This is a genomic window from Haemophilus sp. Marseille-P9675, from assembly GCF_916862695.1.
In the GTDB taxonomy this organism is placed as follows: domain Bacteria; phylum Pseudomonadota; class Gammaproteobacteria; order Enterobacterales; family Pasteurellaceae; genus Haemophilus; species Haemophilus haemolyticus_K.
Genome location: NZ_CAKASP010000002.1, coordinates 97719 through 115443, shown reverse-complemented (window position 1 = coordinate 115443; position 17725 = coordinate 97719). Strand labels below are relative to the sequence as shown.

Below are 17725 nucleotides of genomic sequence, written 5' to 3'. Positions count from 1 at the left end.
AAAAGTGAGTTCGGATGAAGGTAGCTGGAGAGCGGGGAATTGACCCCACACCGACGATGTAAAATCTTTCAGGTGCGATGGCAGGGACTGTTACTGGACGAACCCTTGGAGAGATCCATTTTAGAAATGGACGCCGAAGGCGCAAAAGAGCGGTTAATTTTTCAATCGTTTTTCAAACGCTCAGGCAAAAGGACAGGGGCAAAAGACAATCTATCGTAAGTGTGGAAATTATCTATCTTTTCACCGCACTTTCTTTTCCATTGTATCTTTTCGTCTTCTTGTCGTGTTTATTTTTGATTTAAACGACGAGGAATCACATGACAATTGAGTCAATTCTTTCAGCTATTGATAGCTTTATTTGGGGCGCACCGCTACTCATACTCTTATCGGGAACAGGGCTTTATTTAACGCTACGTTTAGGCTTTATTCAAATTCGCTATTTACCACGTGCGCTAGGTTATTTATTTAAAAAAGATAAAGGTGGAAAAGGTGATGTGTCATCTTTTGCCGCACTTTGTACCGCATTAGCAGCAACGATCGGAACAGGGAATATTGTGGGCGTTGCAACTGCTGTACAAGCTGGTGGACCTGGTGCCATTTTTTGGATGTGGCTAGTCGCCTTGTTAGGAATGGCAACAAAATATGCCGAATGTTTACTCGCAGTTAAATATCGTGTTCGCGATAAAAATGGCTTTATGGCTGGCGGTCCAATGTATTACATTGAAAGCGGTCTAGGTATCAAGTGGCTAGCAAAATTATTTGCATTATTTGGTGTAATGGTTGCCTTTTTCGGAATCGGTACATTCCCACAGGTCAATGCGATTACCTATGCAATGCAAGATACTTTTAATGTTCCGGTTTTAGTTACTGCAATTATTGTGACTCTTTTAGTCGGCTTAATCATTCTTGGTGGTGTAAAACGTATCGCAACCGCATCATCGGTAATTGTACCGTTTATGGCGATTTTATACGTCACTACTTCACTGGTTATTATCCTCTTAAATATAGAAAAAGTACCAGATGCGATCTCATTAATTATTTATAGCGCTTTTGAACCGCAAGCTGCGCTAGGCGGGGCTGTTGGCTTTACCGTAATGAAGGCTATTCAATCAGGCGTTGCTCGAGGCATTTTCTCCAATGAATCAGGTTTAGGAAGCGCACCAATTGCAGCCGCAGCGGCACAAACTCGTGAACCTGTTCGCCAAGGCTTAATTTCCATGACAGGTACATTCTTGGATACCATCATCGTTTGTACAATGACAGGTATTGTATTAGTGTTAACAGGCGCTTGGAATAACCCTGAGTTAGCGGGTGCAACAGTAACAAACTACGCCTTTGCACAAGGTTTAGGGACATCAATTGGCGCAACAATTGTAACTGTCGGTTTATTATTTTTTGCATTCACAACTATTTTAGGCTGGTGTTACTATGGTGAACGTTGTTTTGTTTATCTCGTTGGTATTCGTGGCGTAAAACTATATCGTTTAGCTTATATTGTGTTGGTAGGGTTAGGGTCATTCTTACACTTAAATTTAATATGGATTATCGCCGATATCGTAAATGGTTTAATGGCCTTTCCAAATCTCATCGCACTCATTGGATTGCGAAAAGTTGTGATTGAAGAAACAAAAGATTATTTCCAACGATTGAAAATAAATCATCACGATCAAGATGAAATCGTAGAATAATCAAATGAAAAAAGGTGTAGATACAGTCAATATCCACACCTTTTTCTTATCACAATTTCCCATCTTAACAACTTATCTTAGAAAGAAAAGCAGCTTTTTTCAGAAATTAGACATAGATCATATTTTTAAAAATTACTTTGACATTTTCTCTTAAAACCCTTGAAAACCCGAATTAAGAAAGCTATTTTGTAGTTAAAGAAAACTATAAATCACGCAACAAAGAGGTAAATGCTATGACACTTAATATCACCAGCAAACAAATGGAAATCACCCCTGCAATTCGTGAACACGTGGAGGAAAGACTCGCGAAATTAGGTAAATGGCAAACACAGTTAATTAACCCCCATTTTGTTTTAAACAAAGTACCGAATGGATTTACTGTAGAGGCATCTATTGGCACGCCACTGGGCAATTTATTGGCCAGTGTAACCTCAGATGATATGTATAAAGCAATTAATGAAGTTGAAGAAAAATTAGAGCGCCAGCTTAATAAACTTCAACATAAAAGTGAATCTCGCCGAGCAGATGAACGCTTAAAAGATTCGTTTGAAAGTTAATATTGAAAATAAACTAAAGAAAGAAAAGCAAAAGAGCGGTGAAATTTTACCGCTCTTTTTTCTTACTAGGATTAGATTTGTGTTAAATCTACATTTTTGGTTTCTTTTGATGCTAATAATGCCAATAGCGTCATGAGGGCATTGATTGCTAAATAAATACCTACGCCCATCACACCAAATGATGCATTAATTTTTAAAGAAATCATCGCTGCAATCGTTGCACCAATAATTGATGCTAAATTATAAGCAAGAGATGCACCAGAATAACGCACTTCTGTTGGGAATAATTCTGGTAATAGCGCAGCCATTGGACCAAATGTCATCCCCATGATCGCCATACCAATTACTAAAAATGCAAATACACTCATTGGAGTACCATTTTCTAAGAAGAATGGCATTGTTAAACCGAGCACACCAACAGCAACAGTCACCCAAATCAACCATTTACGGCGACCAATTTTATCGGCATAAACACCAGAAATACTGATAAAAATACCAAATACAATGGCACTAATTAATAACAGGCCAGTAAAAGTATTTGCTGGGATGCCTAAGCCCAGCGCATAACCTGCTTCAGAAATCTTTGGTGCGGTTCGAGAATATGCCTGAGCAAAAGCCGTCATAATGTAAAACAAAGAATAAGTTGCCACCATAATAAATGTGCCAATAATCATTGGTTTTAAGTGTTTAGTAAAAACAACACTCACTGGTGCATTCAATTTTTTGCCTTTTTGCTCCGCTTCCACAAATACATGGCTTTCATGCAAGGTCAAGCGAACATATAAGCCGACAGCGACTAATAAAACGGAAGATACAAACGGAATACGCCATGCCCATTCCACAAGAGCATCTTGCCCGAGGAAATAGCTAACTAAGAAGAATGTTGCATTCGCTACAAATAAGCCGATTGGCGCACCTAATTGAGGGAAAGTACCATACCATGCACGTTTACCTTCCGGCGCATTTTCTGTTGCAACTAAAGCTGCACCGCCCCATTCACCACCGAGTCCAATACCTTGACCAACACGGCATACGCAAAGCAAAATTGGCGCCCAGATACCGATTTGAGCATAGTTAGGAAGTAAACCAATAACCACTGTTGAACCGCCCATTAAAACAAGGGAGGCAACCAAGGTTTTTTTACGACCAATTTTATCGCCAAAATGACCAAATAATGCAGAACCAATAGGACGTGCAAAAAATGCAAGCGCAAGCGTAGAAAGAGAAAGTAAATCATTAGAAAGCGGATCATCGCTATGGAAGAATTGCGTATTGAAAACTAATACAGCGGCAGCCGCATAGATATAATAATCAAAAAATTCGATTGCCGTACCGACCATCGAGGCTAACGCCACTTTCATCGGATTATTACGAAGTTGTGTAGACATTGTGTTTCCTTAGTAGTTTCTTATAAAGATAAAGGATCGAATCCTAGCATTTTAACTAAGGTCTAGCAATTTTTAATACGCAACTTTCGATTCTTTTAGAGAAATATTTTGAATTTTCTAAATGTGAGTTATGCCCAGCGGAAGGAATGGTTACTAAATCTATTTGATTTTCTTTGGCTAGAACCTGGAACTTATGATCTCGTTCCCCACAAAAATAAAAAAATGGCAAAGAACTTAACCGCACTTTTTCACTAAAATCAGGTTGTTTAGATAGACTTGTCGCCATCAGCATCTTGCCAATATTTTCACTGCAATTTGATTTTCGTTTTTCAACTAACTGCAGTCGTTCTTTTGCAGTCAAATGAGAAAATACGGGCTGTTGATACCAATCATTTAATACATTTTCTGGTGATTCTTGCATAAAACGTTGCGCCCAAGCAAAATCTTGCTGAAAACGAGCCTGCTTTTCTTCGTCTGTTTTTAAACCTAGATTCGCCCCTTCTAAAATAACACCTTGCAAATTAGATCTTTCCACTTGAGCTTGCAGCGCATAATACAAAGTGATCCGTCCGCCTAAAGAATACCCAACAAGAAAATAAGGTTCATTTTTCACCGCACTTTTAATTTGCTGAGCCAAATACTCCGCCGTTTCTTCAAAATTTGTGACTTCAATATCTTTAGCTTGCCCGTGAAAAGGTAAATCTAGTGCAATACAATTAAAGTGCGGTAAATTTTCAATGACTTTTTGCCAGTCGTTTTTTGTACCAAGAAGTCCGTGAAGAAAAATGATGTTTATCATTGAAAGGATTATTGATAGAAAATAATAAAATATGGCGGACTAAAGCCCGCCTACAGAATACTTAAGCACCAATCACTGCGTGGCTAATTTGCTCGATTAAGCGTTTATACAAACTGCTACCATCACTCGGATTCGTTTTAATTTCAATTAACGTTGCCTTGCGACGACTATAAGCCTGTTTAACAACAGAATTAAGATCTGCCCAAGTATAAGGATGAGCGTATTTAAGATCGAACATTGCCGCGATTTGAGAAAAATCGCCATTATGCGGTAATCGATAGAACTGATCTTTGACTTCTTCATCCACAGGTAACATATCAAAAATAGCACCGCCATTATTATTGATCACAAAGATTACCGTTGGTTGCGTAACGTTTTTGAATAATGCGAAAGAATTCAAATCATATAAAGTGGACGTATCGCCAATCACCGCAACAACAGGTTTATTTGAACCAATACCAATTCCCGCAGCAGTAGCCAACAAACCATCAATTCCACTCGCGCCACGATTCGTATAAACAGGATAACTTTCTGGTAATTGAGTTAGCGCATCAACCAGACGAACAAGTAAACTATTACCTAAAAATAAAACACCGTTATAAGGTAAAAGTGTTGGTAAACGTAATGCAAGCGAGGCTTCCGTTAAATTTCCGCCTACTTGCTGTTCAATAAAGGTCGCACAGAACTTAGATAAAGCTAACGGCTCAAGCAACCAAGGCTTTTGGCGTAAAGGAGGATGCGCACGCAACCAATGATGTGCTTTAGCATTAAATCTTGTCAATGAATGATGGTAAGGATCCAATGCTTTACCGCTTTGTTCAACCAACCAAAACTCACCTTTAAACGCCTGTAAGAATTGATTAATTCGTTTACTAATAAAGCGTGCACCAAATTGAATAACAATATCAGCTTGCAGAAGTTTTTCACGAACAGTTTGGTTTGCTAGCCAAATATCTTCATAAGGCGTCGTTGGAACAACACCGGATTGAATATCCGTCAGTAATACCCAGCCCATAGCGCTTGCCCAAGAATTAATGCCCATTGCTTGTTCTGCAGGTAATTGACCAACCACAACGACACCACGTTTGGTACGCCAATGATCCCAGTTCTCATGTATTAATACTTCGTTCTGTTGCGCTTCCACATTCATCCAAGGCTTAGTTTGAATTAACCAGCGCTGTAACGTCTGAAGCCAAGGGTGAGAATCTACTTCCTCATCAGTTGCATCATAAAGTGGCTCGGCAAATGGCACATTAATATGAACAACGCCACCCTGTTGTTTTTGTTGAAAGGCAGCCTGTTCAAGTAGAGAAATCAACCATTGCGCAGAATAATCCTCGTTCGGTTTAGGTAAATTAACATTTGCAACTGGATACTGACCAAACATATTTTGCTGCAAAATAGCCTGATTTGCACCGCACTCCCAAAGTTCTGGTGGACGATCAGCAGTTAAAACAAATAGATTAACACCAGTTTGGCGTGCTTCAATAATTGCGGGATAAAGGTTTGCAGTCGCCGTGCCTGATGTAACAATAATTGCAACAGGTGATTGAGTTGCCTTAGCAATACCCAAGGCAAAAAAACCTAAACCACGTTCATCAAAATGCGTATGACAAGTGACTGAACCCGCATTTTGCAAACGTACGGCTTCAAGAGTTAAAGGTGTCGAACGCGAACCTGGCGCGATACAAACGTGAGAAATGCCTTGGCGTACCAAGGTTTCTAAAATCACTTTCGACCAACAACGATTAAACACGCTTACCGACATTTTTTTCTCCGTTATCATTTTCTTCTGCAAACAAGGAAATCAACCCTGCCGCTTTACGTTCAATTTCTTTCCATTCTTCCAATGGCTGCGAGCCCGCCACAATGCCAGCGCCAGCAAATACTCGAATACGATGACCTTCAATAAAGGCAGAACGAATCGCCACACAAAACTCTGAACATACATCACTCATCACCCCCAATGTTCCCGCATACCAGCCTCGATCAAAGGTTTCAATTTCTGACAAACTCATTTTGGCTTGTTGCTGTGGCAAACCAGATACCGCAGCTGTAGGATGAATCGCTTTTAATATATTTACATCTGCATAATGTGCGGACAAATTTGCACGAATTTTACGAATCAAATGTTGTACTTTACGTAACGGTTTCAATTCCACATTGCTTACATCAAAACTTTCTACTTGCTTACGTAAATTCTGCGAAATATCTTCTACGACCAACCAATTTTCTTTTAAATTTTTCTCGTCATTTAATAACCAATTAGCTTGAGATTGCGTTTCTTCCTCACTTTCAGAAACCGATGCTGTCCCCGCCAAAGCTTCGGTTAGCAACAAGTTATACTCACGAGCAAATAGGCGTTCTGGCGTAGAACCGACAAAAACTGAATGAGGATGTTCAGCCCACAAAAAATGATAACAACCTTGATTTTGTTGTTCGCTTTCAGCTAAAAAATCGTACGCATTAATCGCTTGCTTTAAATGAAAAGTAGTTTCATTGGCTAATACAATTTTTGTCAGTTCCCCACTTTTAATTTCTACCAAAGCCTGATTTACCCAATCACACCAAGTTCTTTCGTTAGCTCTAGGCTCTGTATGCAAAGGAATCTGTTTTGGCAAAGCAGAAAGTGCGGTGAGATTTTCAAAAGTTTTGAGGTGGGCTAAAGTATCATTCGCACTTTGCTCATCTTTCACAAAAAATGATACCAATGCACCTTTCTCACCCTGTTCAACAAGAATTTTGGGTAATACAAATTGTGCAGCACCTTGAAATTGCAAACCACCGACTAATGGAAAACCACTTTCTTTGATAAATTCTTGAGCTAAATTTAACTGTGAAAATGACCGCACTTCACCCATAGCAGCTAATGCTTTTGCTTCATCTCGAAAATATAAATAAAATTGAGGATACGCAGATCGACCTTTCAGCCACGCCAATAAATCGACCTTGTCCAGTTTCACCTGAAAACGAACAAGTTCATTCGTTGATTGCTGTAAATATGCGTGAATTTGCGATTTTAACTCGCCTATTGCCTGCGCTAAATAACTCATTAGATTTTGTTTTAAATACACAAAAAATTAGCCATATTCTACCGCAGATTGTTAATGACAAAAAATTTTTTTACAAAATCTTTTCAATATTGAAAATTCAGCGTAAATTAACCGCACTTTTCTCGAAAAATTTATTAGAAATAAAAGGATTTCACTATGCGATTATTCCCAAAATCCGACAAATTAGAACACGTATGTTATGACATTCGCGGACCAGTGCACAAAGAAGCACTACGCTTAGAAGAAGAAGGCAATAAAATTTTAAAACTTAATATCGGCAATCCCGCACCTTTCGGCTTTGAAGCACCTGATGAAATTTTGGTTGACGTATTACGTAATTTGCCATCAGCGCAAGGCTACTGTGATTCAAAGGGGTTATATTCTGCTCGTAAAGCCATTGTTCAATATTATCAATCAAAAGGGATTCACGGCGCGACCGTCAATGATGTATATATTGGCAACGGCGTATCTGAGCTTATCACAATGGCTATGCAAGCATTACTCAATGATGGCGATGAAGTACTCGTGCCGATGCCTGATTATCCGCTTTGGACTGCTGCGGTAACACTTTCTGGCGGTAAAGCTGTTCATTACCTTTGTGATGAAGAAGCAAATTGGTTTCCCGCTATTGATGATATTAAAGCCAAGGTGAATGCGAAGACTAAAGCGATTGTCATCATCAACCCGAACAACCCAACTGGCGCGGTGTACAGCAAAGAATTATTACAAGAAATTGTAGAAATCGCTCGCCAAAATAATTTGATTATCTTCGCTGACGAAATCTACGACAAAATTTTATATGATGGCGCAGTACATCATCATATTGCCGCACTTGCTCCTGATTTATTAACCGTTACTCTGAATGGTTTATCAAAAGCTTATCGAGTTGCAGGCTTCCGCCAAGGCTGGATGATTTTGAACGGACCAAAACATAATGCGAAAGGTTATATTGAAGGCTTGGATATGCTGGCATCAATGCGTTTATGCGCTAACGTACCAATGCAACATGCAATTCAAACCGCACTTGGTGGCTATCAAAGTATTAATGAATTTATTTTACCGGGCGGCAGATTACTTGAGCAACGTAATAAAGCCTACGATCTCATCACTCAAATTCCAGGCATTACTTGCGTGAAACCAATGGGGGCGATGTATATGTTCCCGAAAATTGATGTGAAAAAATTCAATATTCATAGTGATGAAAAAATGGTGCTAGATTTGCTCCGCCAAGAAAAAGTACTACTTGTGCACGGTAAAGGATTTAATTGGCATTCACCTGATCACTTCCGTGTTGTGACCCTTCCTTATGTGAATCAACTTGAAGAAGCCATTATAAAATTAGGAAGATTTTTGGAAAGTTATCATCAGTAATGATGGTGTTGAACGGGATTTAAAAAGGGGGAGGACTAGAATCATTCCCCTTTTTATATTATAAGTCGTTGAGATATTCGGTACCTAAATTCCTCATTTGACGCAATATCCATGCTTGTTTTTTACGTATTAAAGCACTTGGTTTATTCGCATTATAAATAATCGGATTGGGTAAAATAGCTGCAAGAAGTGCAGCTTCATTTGAGGTTAAATTTTTTGCTGCCTTTTTGAAATAATAGTGACTTGCCGCTTCAATACCGAATATTCCATTACCAAACTCAGCAATATTTAAATAGACTTCTAAAATTCTTTTTTTAGACCAAGTGATTTCGAGTAGTAGGGTCGCAGGGACTTCTAATCCTTTACGTAACCAATTTTGTCCATGCCAAAGAATGAGGTTTTTTGCAGTTTGCTGAGAGATTGTAGAGGCACCACGAACCCTTTTGGGAGATTTTTCGTTGTATTTTATGGCTTGTTGAATCGCCTCAAAATCAAAACCAAAGTGATCAGGAAAGCGTTGATCTTCAGATGCAATAACAGCGAGTTGAGCAGAGGGGGATATGTTTTCTAAATTCACCCAATCATATTGCATTTTATAACGAAAATCACCTTGTAGAATATGCCCAATTTTTTGTTGTACCATATAGGCTGAAAAGGGGATCGGCAGAAAACGAAAAATGAATAAAAAAATAAAAATGGTGAGGAAAAATAGAAAGGCAACGCGTTGCCAATTTTTTTGCCACCATTGGGGAAGAGATAAGTTAGACAGTGCGGTAAAAATCCGTTTACTTTTTTTCAATGTTATCAAGATGTTCTTTCACCCATTTCATAAAATCTGAATCCATTATTTTTATCATATTAGAACCACGTGTAATAGTGGCGGCACTTGTATTCAAATTTTGTTGAATTTCACGTTGAGAAAGATTTTTATCCAATAATTGTGAAACAATTTGTAGGCGTAATCCCACTGCGTCGCGTTCGTCAGCAGTTAATAACAAGGTTAGCAATTCTTGAGCTTTGTTTTCTTTAAAAGCAGTCTGTAGCATGGACAAAAATGCATTCCATTGTTCTAAATTGCGACTAATATACATGTTATCACCTTATACTATTAAACTAGTGCGTTTAGTATAGCCGATCCCATTCTTCTTGGCTAAACATTTGTGGATTTTCTTTTTGTTGTAAAATTTGATAGTAAAAATCATAGACAATAGTATTTTGAACATAATCACGAGTTTCATAAAACGGAATTGATGTGACAAATTCATCTAATGTTAGCTTATTATTGGCACGGTAGAGCCATTGATTTACTCGATTTGTACCTGCATTGTAAGATGCGGCAATTAATATTCTATTATTTGGATATAGGTTATTAAGGTCATTCAAATGTGCCGTGCCGAGCAAAATATTATTTAATGGCTTAAATAAATCTTGTTCATTTAAATATGGAATTTGATTATTTTCAGCAGTTAATTTAGCGGTTGTTGGTAAAAGTTGCATGAGTCCTTTGGCATTTGCTGATGATAGAGCCATTGGATTCCAAGCGCTTTCCTGACGAGCAATTGCCATAGAAAAGGTTTTACTGATGTTTAAGTTCTTTAACGCAATATCAAAATAATCAGAATAAGCATTCGGCAGACGCAAATTAAGATAATCCCAAGCTTTGGCGACAATGGTACTATCAACTGACAATTCATACCATTGTTGTTCTTGTGCATATTTTGCAAGTTTTAGCTGTGTATTGAAATCAGTATTATCTAATAATACTCGCCAACGTTGTTTGGCTAATCCGTATCGCCCCAGCTCACGTAATTCAGAAATTATATTAAATGCGCTCTCAAATGATTTTTGTTCTTCTATGCTAAGATTAGGTGAGTGAGGGATGTCAATTTTATAAATTTTTTTTAATTGAGCTGCCGCCAACATAGGATAAAAACCACGTTCTTGAGAAAGAGCGGTAAGTTTTTCTGTTATATTTTGTTTATCATTTTTGGCTATCCAGTAACGCCATTCTTGTTTTTCTTTTGCTGTATCAGAAAGCAAAGAAAGCCAGGGGGTGAGGTCATTTTTTTGCCAGATAGCCATTCGTAAACGACGTTCAGTAAGATTATCGGTTTTTAATTGAGTTATTTGTGTATCCCGCCATGCTTGGAAATCAGTATTTTCATTATCAAAAAAACGTGTCAAAAATGCGATTTTCCATTGTTTTAGCTCATCTTCTGAAAGTCGCCAAATTTCAGCCCATTGTTGATAAGGTACAAAACTTGGGTTCTGTATTTTTTCTGGACGTGTTTTTAGATACCGAGGGAAGGCCTCAAGTAAAACATCTTTTTTTAAGGTAGAGGGAGCGCTATTTTCTATAATTTCAGGTAACTTAGCTGGATCCTCTATTTGAACCACTTTATCCTGTAAATCTTTATCTTGTATAGTTTTATCTGAAATATCTTTGGAATCACTGATAAGATTTTTCAATTTTTGTTTTAACTCTTTCAATGATTTGGTTATAAATAGGGGATTTTGAGCGATAAGTTTGTCGAGTTCATTGTTTGCCAGAGATATATTTTTTTCATCATTAGATTTCAAAAATCGAATTTTTGTTTCCCAAAAACGTAAAATGAGATCCATTTGTAAAGGATACTCAGGGATTGATCTAATTAAATTCTTCGTAAGCTCTTGGGTGTTTTCAGAAAATTGTTGATTTCTAACCGCACTTTTTAATAGGTTTTCAATTTGTAAGAAAGTCTCACGTTGCGCTAAGTGAGTCAAATACGATTGGTGCTGTGTTTGTTTCCAAATTTGTTTTTCTTGTTCTAGATTAATAACGGAGGGATTATTGGTTATAGTAGGCTCTTCAGCCAATGTGGAAAGTATAGTAAAAACAGTGAGGAAAATAAGAACTTGTTTTTTCATAGAATGAAACGTTTTTTATTCATGGAATCGTATATGAGTGTGTGAAATATACTGATTTCACACACATTTTTATTTTTGGATAAGCCTTTCGAATTCACATATCTAGAAATGCTAAAACACTTTTTTGAATGGTTTTATAATTACTTCACCGTATACGCCTGCTTCCACATAAGGATCTTGCGCAGCCCAATTTTTGGCTGCTTGCAGGTTTTCAAATTGTGCAATGACTGTTGAACCTGTAAAACCTGCTTCACCAGGATTTTCATCATCAATTGCTGGATTTGGGCCAGCAATGAGCAGACGATTTTCTTTTTGAAGTTGTTTTAAGCGGGCTAAATGTTGCTCACGCACAGCAAGACGTTTTTCTAACGTATTTGGAATATCTTGAGCAAAAATAACGTAGTACATAATGGCTCCTTTTATTGATTAGTTTGTTCAGATTCAAGTTCTGCAATCAAAGCGAGTGCTTTTTCTAATTCATGATTATTTTCACGCGGAATTGTACGTGATTTACCATTGCTATCGACAGCAACAAAAGTAAATACTGCATCTGTCACGCAATAGCGTTCACCAATAGGTTCACTAGCAACTTTTTTTACCCAAACTTCTACTTTTATTTTAATGGATGAACGGCCTACTTTTAGACATTGCCCGTAACAACAAACGACATCTCCAACTGAAATAGGTTTGATGAAATTCATATTTTCAACAGCAACGGTTACGACTCGACCATGAGCTATTTCTTTAGCTAAAATGGCTCCCCCCATATCCATTTGAGACATAATCCAACCGCCGAATATATCACCATTGGCGTTAGTGTTTGATGGCATTGCAAGTGTTCTTAATAAGAGAACACCTTTTGACTGTCGACCGTTTTTATCAATAAGAAAATTAGAAGACATTATTTTTCTCCGTCTTTTGAATGCGTTTTATCTTTGGGTAAATAGCGATAAATATATGCACCTGAAATAAGAGTCGCAATCACAGTCATTCCAAGAATACCAAAAGATTTGAAATCTACCCATGCCTCTTCTGACATATTATGGCTAATATAAATATTTACCAACATACAAATAATAAAAAATAGTGCCCAGCCGAGATTTAGAGTATTCCATACTTTATCTGGTAATTGCACTTCTTTTCCTAGTAACTTTTTCACTAAGGGTATTTTAAATTGGAATTGTGCAATTAATAAAATAATAGCAAATAATGCATTAATAATTGTTACTTTCCATTGAAGATAGCGAATTTCATTGAAATATGCTGTTAATAAACCGAAGAAAATAACTGAACCAGCCATGATTTTTTGTTGTTTTTCAATTTTGCTATATTTCCATTTCAAAACAATTAGCTGAATAATGGTTGCGATCACAAGCACGATAGCTGCATCGCGTACGCCGGCAAGTTTGTATGTAACAAAAAATAGTACTAAAGGGATAAATTCAAGTAGTTGTTTCATATTTATTCTTCCTTTATAAATAAACTATAAAAGCGATAAGTTATTACTAACATAAAAATATTTAATACGGCGCTAAGGATGCCGATTACCATATCAAATAGTACATTATTTGAAAATGTAGTAAGTTGGAAAACTAAGATAGGAGCTAGGAAATAAACTAATAGTGTATAAATAAATAATACATTCTTACGAGAACTTCCTTTAATCCAAATTTTTTGGATTGTTTGTTTTATATCATCTTGGGTTGAAAGGTAGTGTACTGCAGTTAAATTTAAGCGTACAAAGAACCATATTCCCACGAGCATTGCGATAAGTGATATTATTGATGGAGAGGATTTTGTTAATAATGCAGCGAATGCCTCACTTAATCCAAGTAGCATTGGGGCTGTCATGAGTAAATTAAGTACAATAACACCAAGAAAACGACGTAATGTGAGAGTAAACGCTTTAGTTAAAGTTTGGTAGTTTTGCTGGCTAATACTATGGATTGAAATGAGTCCCCATGTAGAGATAAAACTTGTTAAAAGTTGTGTGATAGCAATAGAAAAGGCTATGTTTTCAATATTTATATCGACTAGTTCACTTAAATTACTGTGGGATTCATTATTGAGTGGGGAGCTTAATAGTGCCCCTACATTTTGTGCAATAAATAAAATTAAGACAAATTGAAACATGACTTTTTGTTGGTTTCTAAAAAAATTCCAACTATCTTGTAATATGTGGGTAAAGTTGATTTGCATGGGGTGTTCTCTATAAAAATATGTGGTGATTATACAGGGTTTGTTTGGGATTGTCTTAAATTGTAAAAATTACCATATTCGTTTATCTTAAACTATAATCAAGCTTACAGGCGAAAAGATGGCTTACGAAATGTAAAAATCCCTAAGCCTTTCGACTTAGGGATTCTTCAATTCTGATGGCGGAGGAATAGGGATTCGAACCCTAGGAGGGCGTAAACCCTCGCCGGTTTTCAAGACCGGTGCCTTCAACCACTCGACCATTCCTCCGTGATTGATGGGCGTAGTATAATGAATATTTTATTGATGTAAACAGAAATCTCATGATTTAAGTTTAGGTGATGATAATTTATTCATTTTGATGAAATTAATTCTATCAATACCATTGACTTTTTTACCCCTAACCCTTACTTTACAGGAGACTTTTTACTTATTTTACAAGGAGCTTTTATGCAATCACGTCTTATTGTGGATGCTCAGCAGGAATCGCTACTCAGCACACATAAAGTGTTGCGTAACACGTATTTTTTATTGGGATTAACCATGGCATTTTCAGCGGTTGTTGCGTTTATTTCAATGAGTCTAAATCTGCCATATCCAAATATTATTGTGTTACTAGTTGGTTTTTATGGCTTACTTTTCTTAACAAATAAATTAGCTGATCGTCCTGCTGGTATTTTGGCGGCCTTTGCTTTCACCGGATTTATGGGATACACCATCGGGCCAATTTTAAATATGTATGTGGCACGTGGAATGGAAGATTTGATTATGCTTGCATTCGCAGGAACTGCAATTGTGTTCTTCGCATGTTCAGCCTATGTGTTAACCACGAAAAAAGATATGTCATTCTTATCAAGCGCAATGTTCGCATTATTTATTGTGCTATTACTTGGTATGGTGGCAAGTTTCTTCTTCCAAATTCCTGCGTTATCAGTCGCAATTAGTGCATTATTTGTTGTGTTCTCTACAATGACTATTTTGTATGAAACCAGTAATATCATTCACGGTGGTGAAACGAATTATATTCGAGCAACCGTGAATATTTATGTTTCAATCTACAATTTATTCTTGAGTTTATTAAGATTACTTTCTATCTTCTCAAGCGATGAATAATGATTGAATTTTGACATTGTGACCCCACTTTTCAGTGGGGTTATTTTTTGGAATAGGCAATGGAAAAACAAATTTTTGAACACGCAGTCAACGTTGAGGAAGAACAATATCAGCCTAAGCAAGAGTTTCATCATGTAGAAACAAAGCTGGATGAACCCTTGGAAGGGGAATTACTTGATGCTCAACTTGAACAGGCATTGAAACCAAAATCAGGTTTTGGAAAAACGGTATTAAAATTTACCGCACTTTTATTTGGTGTGGCGACGGTTGCGCAATCCGTGCAGTGGATGTGGGATAGCTATCAACAACATCAATGGATTTATCTTGCTTTTGCTTTAGTCAGTTTAATTGTCATTTTATTGGGGATTAAAGAGATTATTGGCGAGTGGCGACGTTTAGTTCGTTTAAAAAAACGTGAGCAATTGCAACAACAAAGTCAGCAGATTTGGTTAGAAAGTGCGGTAAAAAATGGCGATGTTTTTTCTGTTCAGAGCGCAGAAAAAAGCAAAGTTCTTTGCTTAGATATTGCAAAATTGCTACGTTTGGAAAATGATTCTCCCGAGGTAATTCAATGGCAACATCAATTAAATGAAACTTATTCAGCGCAAGAAATTGCTCATTTATTCAGTCGTAATGTTTTGTCTACTTTTGATGCACAAGCTAAAAAATTGATTAGTAAAATGGCCGCTGAATCAGCTGTGATTGTCGCGATTAGTCCAATTGCTATGGTGGATATGGTTTTTATTGCGTGGAGAAATCTTAGATTAATGAATAAGATTGCTGAAATTTATGGGATTGAATTAGGGTATTTTTCGCGTATTCGATTGTTAAGAATGGTATTGGTCAATATCGCTTTTGCTGGAGCAACCGAAGTAGCACAAGATATTGGAATGGATTGGCTTTCTCAAGATGTAACAGCAAAGCTTTCTGCGCGTATAGCTCAAGGGATCGGTGTGGGATTGCTCACTGCTAGATTAGGCGTGAAAGCAATGGAGCTTTGTCGCCCGTTAGCATTTCAATTAAATGAAAAACCAAAGCTCTCACATATTCAACAGGAATTACTTAGCTCGGTGAAAGATATTGTTCTCGGTAAAAATAAGATTTACAAAAAGGAGCAAGTCTGATGAAAATCGAGGTTGTTTATCAACATAGCGATTTTATTATTATCAACAAGCCTGAAGGCATTAGTGTTCATAAAGATCAAGAAGAACAAGGCTTAACAGAACTTGTTGCAAAACAACTGAATGTGCCTCAAGTATGGTTAGTTCATCGCTTGGATAAAGTGACGTCGGGGCTATTAATTTTGGCGCTGAATGCTGAAAGTGCGGCTGAATTTTCACGACTTTTTTCTGAACATAAAATTCATAAAACGTATCTGGCATTAAGTAACCAAAAGCCTAAAAAGAAACAAGGTTTGATTATCGGGGATATGAAGAAAGCCCGAGATGGCGCCTGGAAACTTTGCCAAACAAAAGACAATCCCGCAATTACGCGTTTTGAAAGTGTAAGCTGTGAGCCTAATTTACGTTTATTTATTTTAAAACCACAAACTGGGAAAACGCATCAATTACGTGTTGCGATGAAAAGTTTAGGTAGTCCGATTTTAGGTGATAGGCTTTATGGTAAAAATACTGAAAAAATTGACCGCACTTATTTGCATGCTGCCCAATTGGAATTTGATTATTTGAATGATTTTATTTCGGTAACTTGTTTACCCTCTCAAGGTCAATTTTGGATTAAATCCAGTGTGTTTGAGCAAATTAAGGCTTATCTGGCAAAGCCGTTTTTATCAAAATAGAAATCTCTGTATAATAAAGACAATTTTACTCTTTAATAGGAACAAAAATGAAATTTATCTCTTTTAATATAAATGGTTTACGTGCTCGCCCACATCAACTTGAAGCCATTATTGAAAGATATCAGCCAGATGTAATCGGCTTGCAAGAAATTAAAGTCGCTGATGAGGCTTTTCCTTATGAAATTACAGAAAACTTAGGTTATCACGTATTTCATCACGGACAAAAAGGTCACTATGGCGTAGCATTATTGACTAAACAAGAACCTAAAGCGGTTCATCGTGGTTTTCCAACAGACAATGAAGATGCGCAAAAACGCATTATTATGGCTGATCTTGAAACTGATTTTGGTTTGTTGACTGTCATTAATGGCTATTTCCCTCAAGGGGAAAGCCGTGCGCACGAGACTAAATTTCCAGCTAAAGAGAAATTTTATGCAGATCTTCAACAGTATTTAGAAAAAGAACACGACAAATCGAATCCTATTTTAATTATGGGTGATATGAATATTAGTCCAAGTGATTTAGATATTGGTATCGGAGATGAAAATCGTAAACGTTGGTTACGCACGGGGAAATGTTCTTTCTTACCTGAAGAACGAGCGTGGTATCAACGTTTGTATGATTATGGATTAGAAGATAGTTTTCGTAAGCTAAATCCAACGGCAAATGATAAATTCTCGTGGTTTGATTACCGTTCTAAAGGTTTTGATGATAATCGAGGTTTACGAATTGATCATATTTTAGTAAGTCAAAAATTAGCTGAACGCTGCGTCGATGTGGGCATTGCATTGGATATTCGAGCTATGGAAAAACCGTCTGATCACGCACCGATTTGGGCTGAATTTAAATAGGAAA

Annotated in this window: 18 protein-coding genes, 1 tRNA gene and 1 riboswitch; of the genes, 7 read left to right on the top strand and 12 right to left on the bottom strand. The window is 37.1% G+C overall.

Going from position 1 to position 17725, the window contains the following annotated elements:
* Positions 1 to 95: 95 nt before the first annotated feature.
* Positions 96 to 206: riboswitch (glycine riboswitch) on the top strand.
* Positions 207 to 317: 111 nt separating this feature from the next.
* Positions 318 to 1688, top strand: coding sequence for an alanine/glycine:cation symporter family protein (locus tag LIX50_RS04150; RefSeq protein ID WP_048953832.1), 1371 nt, complete (start codon positions 318 to 320; stop codon positions 1686 to 1688).
* A gap of 233 nt (positions 1689 to 1921) precedes the next feature.
* On the top strand, positions 1922 to 2245 hold the full coding sequence (hpf, locus tag LIX50_RS04145; protein WP_048953831.1) for a ribosome hibernation-promoting factor, HPF/YfiA family: 324 nt from the start codon (positions 1922 to 1924) through the stop codon (positions 2243 to 2245).
* 71 nt (positions 2246 to 2316) lie between these two features.
* On the opposite strand, the gene LIX50_RS04140 is transcribed toward hpf, so the two are convergent.
* The 4 genes from LIX50_RS04140 to LIX50_RS04125 form a co-directional block, all read right to left on the bottom strand.
* Entirely contained in the window at positions 2317 to 3633 is a 1317-nt protein-coding gene (locus LIX50_RS04140) for an MFS transporter (RefSeq protein ID WP_046942200.1), read from the bottom strand.
* A gap of 55 nt (positions 3634 to 3688) precedes the next feature.
* Entirely contained in the window at positions 3689 to 4432 is a 744-nt protein-coding gene (gene menH / locus LIX50_RS04135; protein WP_048953828.1) for a 2-succinyl-6-hydroxy-2,4-cyclohexadiene-1-carboxylate synthase, read from the bottom strand.
* A gap of 61 nt (positions 4433 to 4493) precedes the next feature.
* Positions 4494 to 6200 carry a 2-succinyl-5-enolpyruvyl-6-hydroxy-3-cyclohexene-1-carboxylic-acid synthase gene (gene menD, locus LIX50_RS04130; RefSeq protein WP_048953826.1) on the bottom strand — a complete coding sequence of 569 codons (1707 nt, stop codon included), beginning with the start codon at positions 6198 to 6200 and terminating at the stop codon, positions 4494 to 4496.
* Positions 6181 to 7485: an isochorismate synthase gene (locus LIX50_RS04125; protein ID WP_048953824.1), complete on the bottom strand. Its 1305-nt coding sequence runs from the start codon at positions 7483 to 7485 to the stop codon at positions 6181 to 6183. The genes menD and LIX50_RS04125 overlap by 20 nt, the downstream gene beginning before the upstream one ends.
* A gap of 156 nt (positions 7486 to 7641) precedes the next feature.
* Here LIX50_RS04125 and LIX50_RS04120 point away from each other — a divergent pair, with 156 nt between their 5' ends.
* Positions 7642 to 8856, top strand: coding sequence for a pyridoxal phosphate-dependent aminotransferase (locus tag LIX50_RS04120; RefSeq protein WP_048953823.1), 1215 nt, complete (start codon positions 7642 to 7644; stop codon positions 8854 to 8856).
* Between the two features lie 58 nt (positions 8857 to 8914).
* On the opposite strand, the gene mtgA is transcribed toward LIX50_RS04120, so the two are convergent.
* The 8 genes from mtgA to LIX50_RS04080 form a co-directional block, all read right to left on the bottom strand.
* Positions 8915 to 9664, bottom strand: a complete 750-nt coding sequence (mtgA, locus tag LIX50_RS04115) for a monofunctional biosynthetic peptidoglycan transglycosylase (protein ID WP_373455022.1) — start codon at positions 9662 to 9664, stop codon at positions 8915 to 8917.
* Entirely contained in the window at positions 9642 to 9947 is a 306-nt protein-coding gene (gene trpR / locus LIX50_RS04110; protein WP_048953822.1) for a trp operon repressor, read from the bottom strand. The genes mtgA and trpR overlap by 23 nt, the downstream gene beginning before the upstream one ends.
* A gap of 31 nt (positions 9948 to 9978) precedes the next feature.
* Positions 9979 to 11763 carry a transglycosylase SLT domain-containing protein gene (locus LIX50_RS04105; RefSeq protein ID WP_048953821.1) on the bottom strand — a complete coding sequence of 595 codons (1785 nt, stop codon included), beginning with the start codon at positions 11761 to 11763 and terminating at the stop codon, positions 9979 to 9981.
* A gap of 111 nt (positions 11764 to 11874) precedes the next feature.
* Positions 11875 to 12171: a YciI family protein gene (locus LIX50_RS04100; protein ID WP_048953820.1), complete on the bottom strand. Its 297-nt coding sequence runs from the start codon at positions 12169 to 12171 to the stop codon at positions 11875 to 11877.
* A gap of 11 nt (positions 12172 to 12182) precedes the next feature.
* Complete coding sequence (yciA, locus tag LIX50_RS04095) at positions 12183 to 12665, bottom strand: acyl-CoA thioester hydrolase YciA (RefSeq protein WP_048953819.1); 483 nt, start codon at positions 12663 to 12665, stop codon at positions 12183 to 12185.
* Positions 12665 to 13222: a septation protein A gene (locus LIX50_RS04090; RefSeq protein ID WP_048953818.1), complete on the bottom strand. Its 558-nt coding sequence runs from the start codon at positions 13220 to 13222 to the stop codon at positions 12665 to 12667. The genes yciA and LIX50_RS04090 overlap by 1 nt, the downstream gene beginning before the upstream one ends.
* 2 nt (positions 13223 to 13224) lie before the next feature.
* A complete protein-coding gene (locus tag LIX50_RS04085) occupies positions 13225 to 13962 on the bottom strand; it encodes a hypothetical protein (RefSeq protein ID WP_048953817.1) in 738 nt (245 codons plus the stop codon).
* Between the two features lie 177 nt (positions 13963 to 14139).
* Positions 14140 to 14229, bottom strand: a tRNA-Ser gene (locus tag LIX50_RS04080).
* A gap of 180 nt (positions 14230 to 14409) precedes the next feature.
* Between LIX50_RS04080 and LIX50_RS04075 the strand changes: the two genes are divergently transcribed.
* From LIX50_RS04075 to xthA, 4 genes are read left to right on the top strand one after another with little or no spacing between them, the layout of a single operon-like run.
* Complete coding sequence (locus LIX50_RS04075; protein WP_005635459.1) at positions 14410 to 15072, top strand: Bax inhibitor-1/YccA family membrane protein; 663 nt, start codon at positions 14410 to 14412, stop codon at positions 15070 to 15072.
* Positions 15073 to 15131: 59 nt separating this feature from the next.
* The gene (locus tag LIX50_RS04070) at positions 15132 to 16196 is read left to right on the top strand and encodes a YcjF family protein (RefSeq protein WP_048953815.1); all 1065 of its coding nucleotides are present in this window, start codon (positions 15132 to 15134) and stop codon (positions 16194 to 16196) included.
* Positions 16196 to 16870 carry a TIGR01621 family pseudouridine synthase gene (locus LIX50_RS04065; RefSeq protein ID WP_048953813.1) on the top strand — a complete coding sequence of 225 codons (675 nt, stop codon included), beginning with the start codon at positions 16196 to 16198 and terminating at the stop codon, positions 16868 to 16870. Before LIX50_RS04070 ends, LIX50_RS04065 begins: the two co-directional genes overlap by 1 nt.
* Positions 16871 to 16917: 47 nt before the next feature.
* On the top strand, positions 16918 to 17721 hold the full coding sequence (gene xthA / locus LIX50_RS04060; protein WP_048953811.1) for an exodeoxyribonuclease III: 804 nt from the start codon (positions 16918 to 16920) through the stop codon (positions 17719 to 17721).
* Positions 17722 to 17725 lie beyond the last annotated feature (4 nt).

Excerpts from the sequence above, each read along its gene's own strand:
- LIX50_RS04150 (WP_048953832.1), top strand. The coding sequence starts at position 318 with ATGACAATTGAGTCAATTCTTTCAGCTATTGATAGCTTTATTTGGGGC.
- hpf (WP_048953831.1), top strand. The coding sequence starts at position 1,922 with ATGACACTTAATATCACCAGCAAACAAATGGAAATCACCCCTGCAATT.
- LIX50_RS04140 (WP_046942200.1), bottom strand. The coding sequence starts at position 3,633 with ATGTCTACACAACTTCGTAATAATCCGATGAAAGTGGCGTTAGCCTCG.
- menH (WP_048953828.1), bottom strand. The coding sequence starts at position 4,432 with ATGATAAACATCATTTTTCTTCACGGACTTCTTGGTACAAAAAACGAC.
- menD (WP_048953826.1), bottom strand. The coding sequence starts at position 6,200 with ATGTCGGTAAGCGTGTTTAATCGTTGTTGGTCGAAAGTGATTTTAGAA.
- LIX50_RS04125 (WP_048953824.1), bottom strand. The coding sequence starts at position 7,485 with ATGAGTTATTTAGCGCAGGCAATAGGCGAGTTAAAATCGCAAATTCAC.
- LIX50_RS04120 (WP_048953823.1), top strand. The coding sequence starts at position 7,642 with ATGCGATTATTCCCAAAATCCGACAAATTAGAACACGTATGTTATGAC.
- trpR (WP_048953822.1), bottom strand. The coding sequence starts at position 9,947 with ATGTATATTAGTCGCAATTTAGAACAATGGAATGCATTTTTGTCCATG.
- LIX50_RS04105 (WP_048953821.1), bottom strand. The coding sequence starts at position 11,763 with ATGAAAAAACAAGTTCTTATTTTCCTCACTGTTTTTACTATACTTTCC.
- LIX50_RS04100 (WP_048953820.1), bottom strand. The coding sequence starts at position 12,171 with ATGTACTACGTTATTTTTGCTCAAGATATTCCAAATACGTTAGAAAAA.
- yciA (WP_048953819.1), bottom strand. The coding sequence starts at position 12,665 with ATGTCTTCTAATTTTCTTATTGATAAAAACGGTCGACAGTCAAAAGGT.
- LIX50_RS04090 (WP_048953818.1), bottom strand. The coding sequence starts at position 13,222 with ATGAAACAACTACTTGAATTTATCCCTTTAGTACTATTTTTTGTTACA.
- LIX50_RS04085 (WP_048953817.1), bottom strand. The coding sequence starts at position 13,962 with ATGCAAATCAACTTTACCCACATATTACAAGATAGTTGGAATTTTTTT.
- LIX50_RS04075 (WP_005635459.1), top strand. The coding sequence starts at position 14,410 with ATGCAATCACGTCTTATTGTGGATGCTCAGCAGGAATCGCTACTCAGC.
- LIX50_RS04070 (WP_048953815.1), top strand. The coding sequence starts at position 15,132 with ATGGAAAAACAAATTTTTGAACACGCAGTCAACGTTGAGGAAGAACAA.
- LIX50_RS04065 (WP_048953813.1), top strand. The coding sequence starts at position 16,196 with ATGAAAATCGAGGTTGTTTATCAACATAGCGATTTTATTATTATCAAC.
- xthA (WP_048953811.1), top strand. The coding sequence starts at position 16,918 with ATGAAATTTATCTCTTTTAATATAAATGGTTTACGTGCTCGCCCACAT.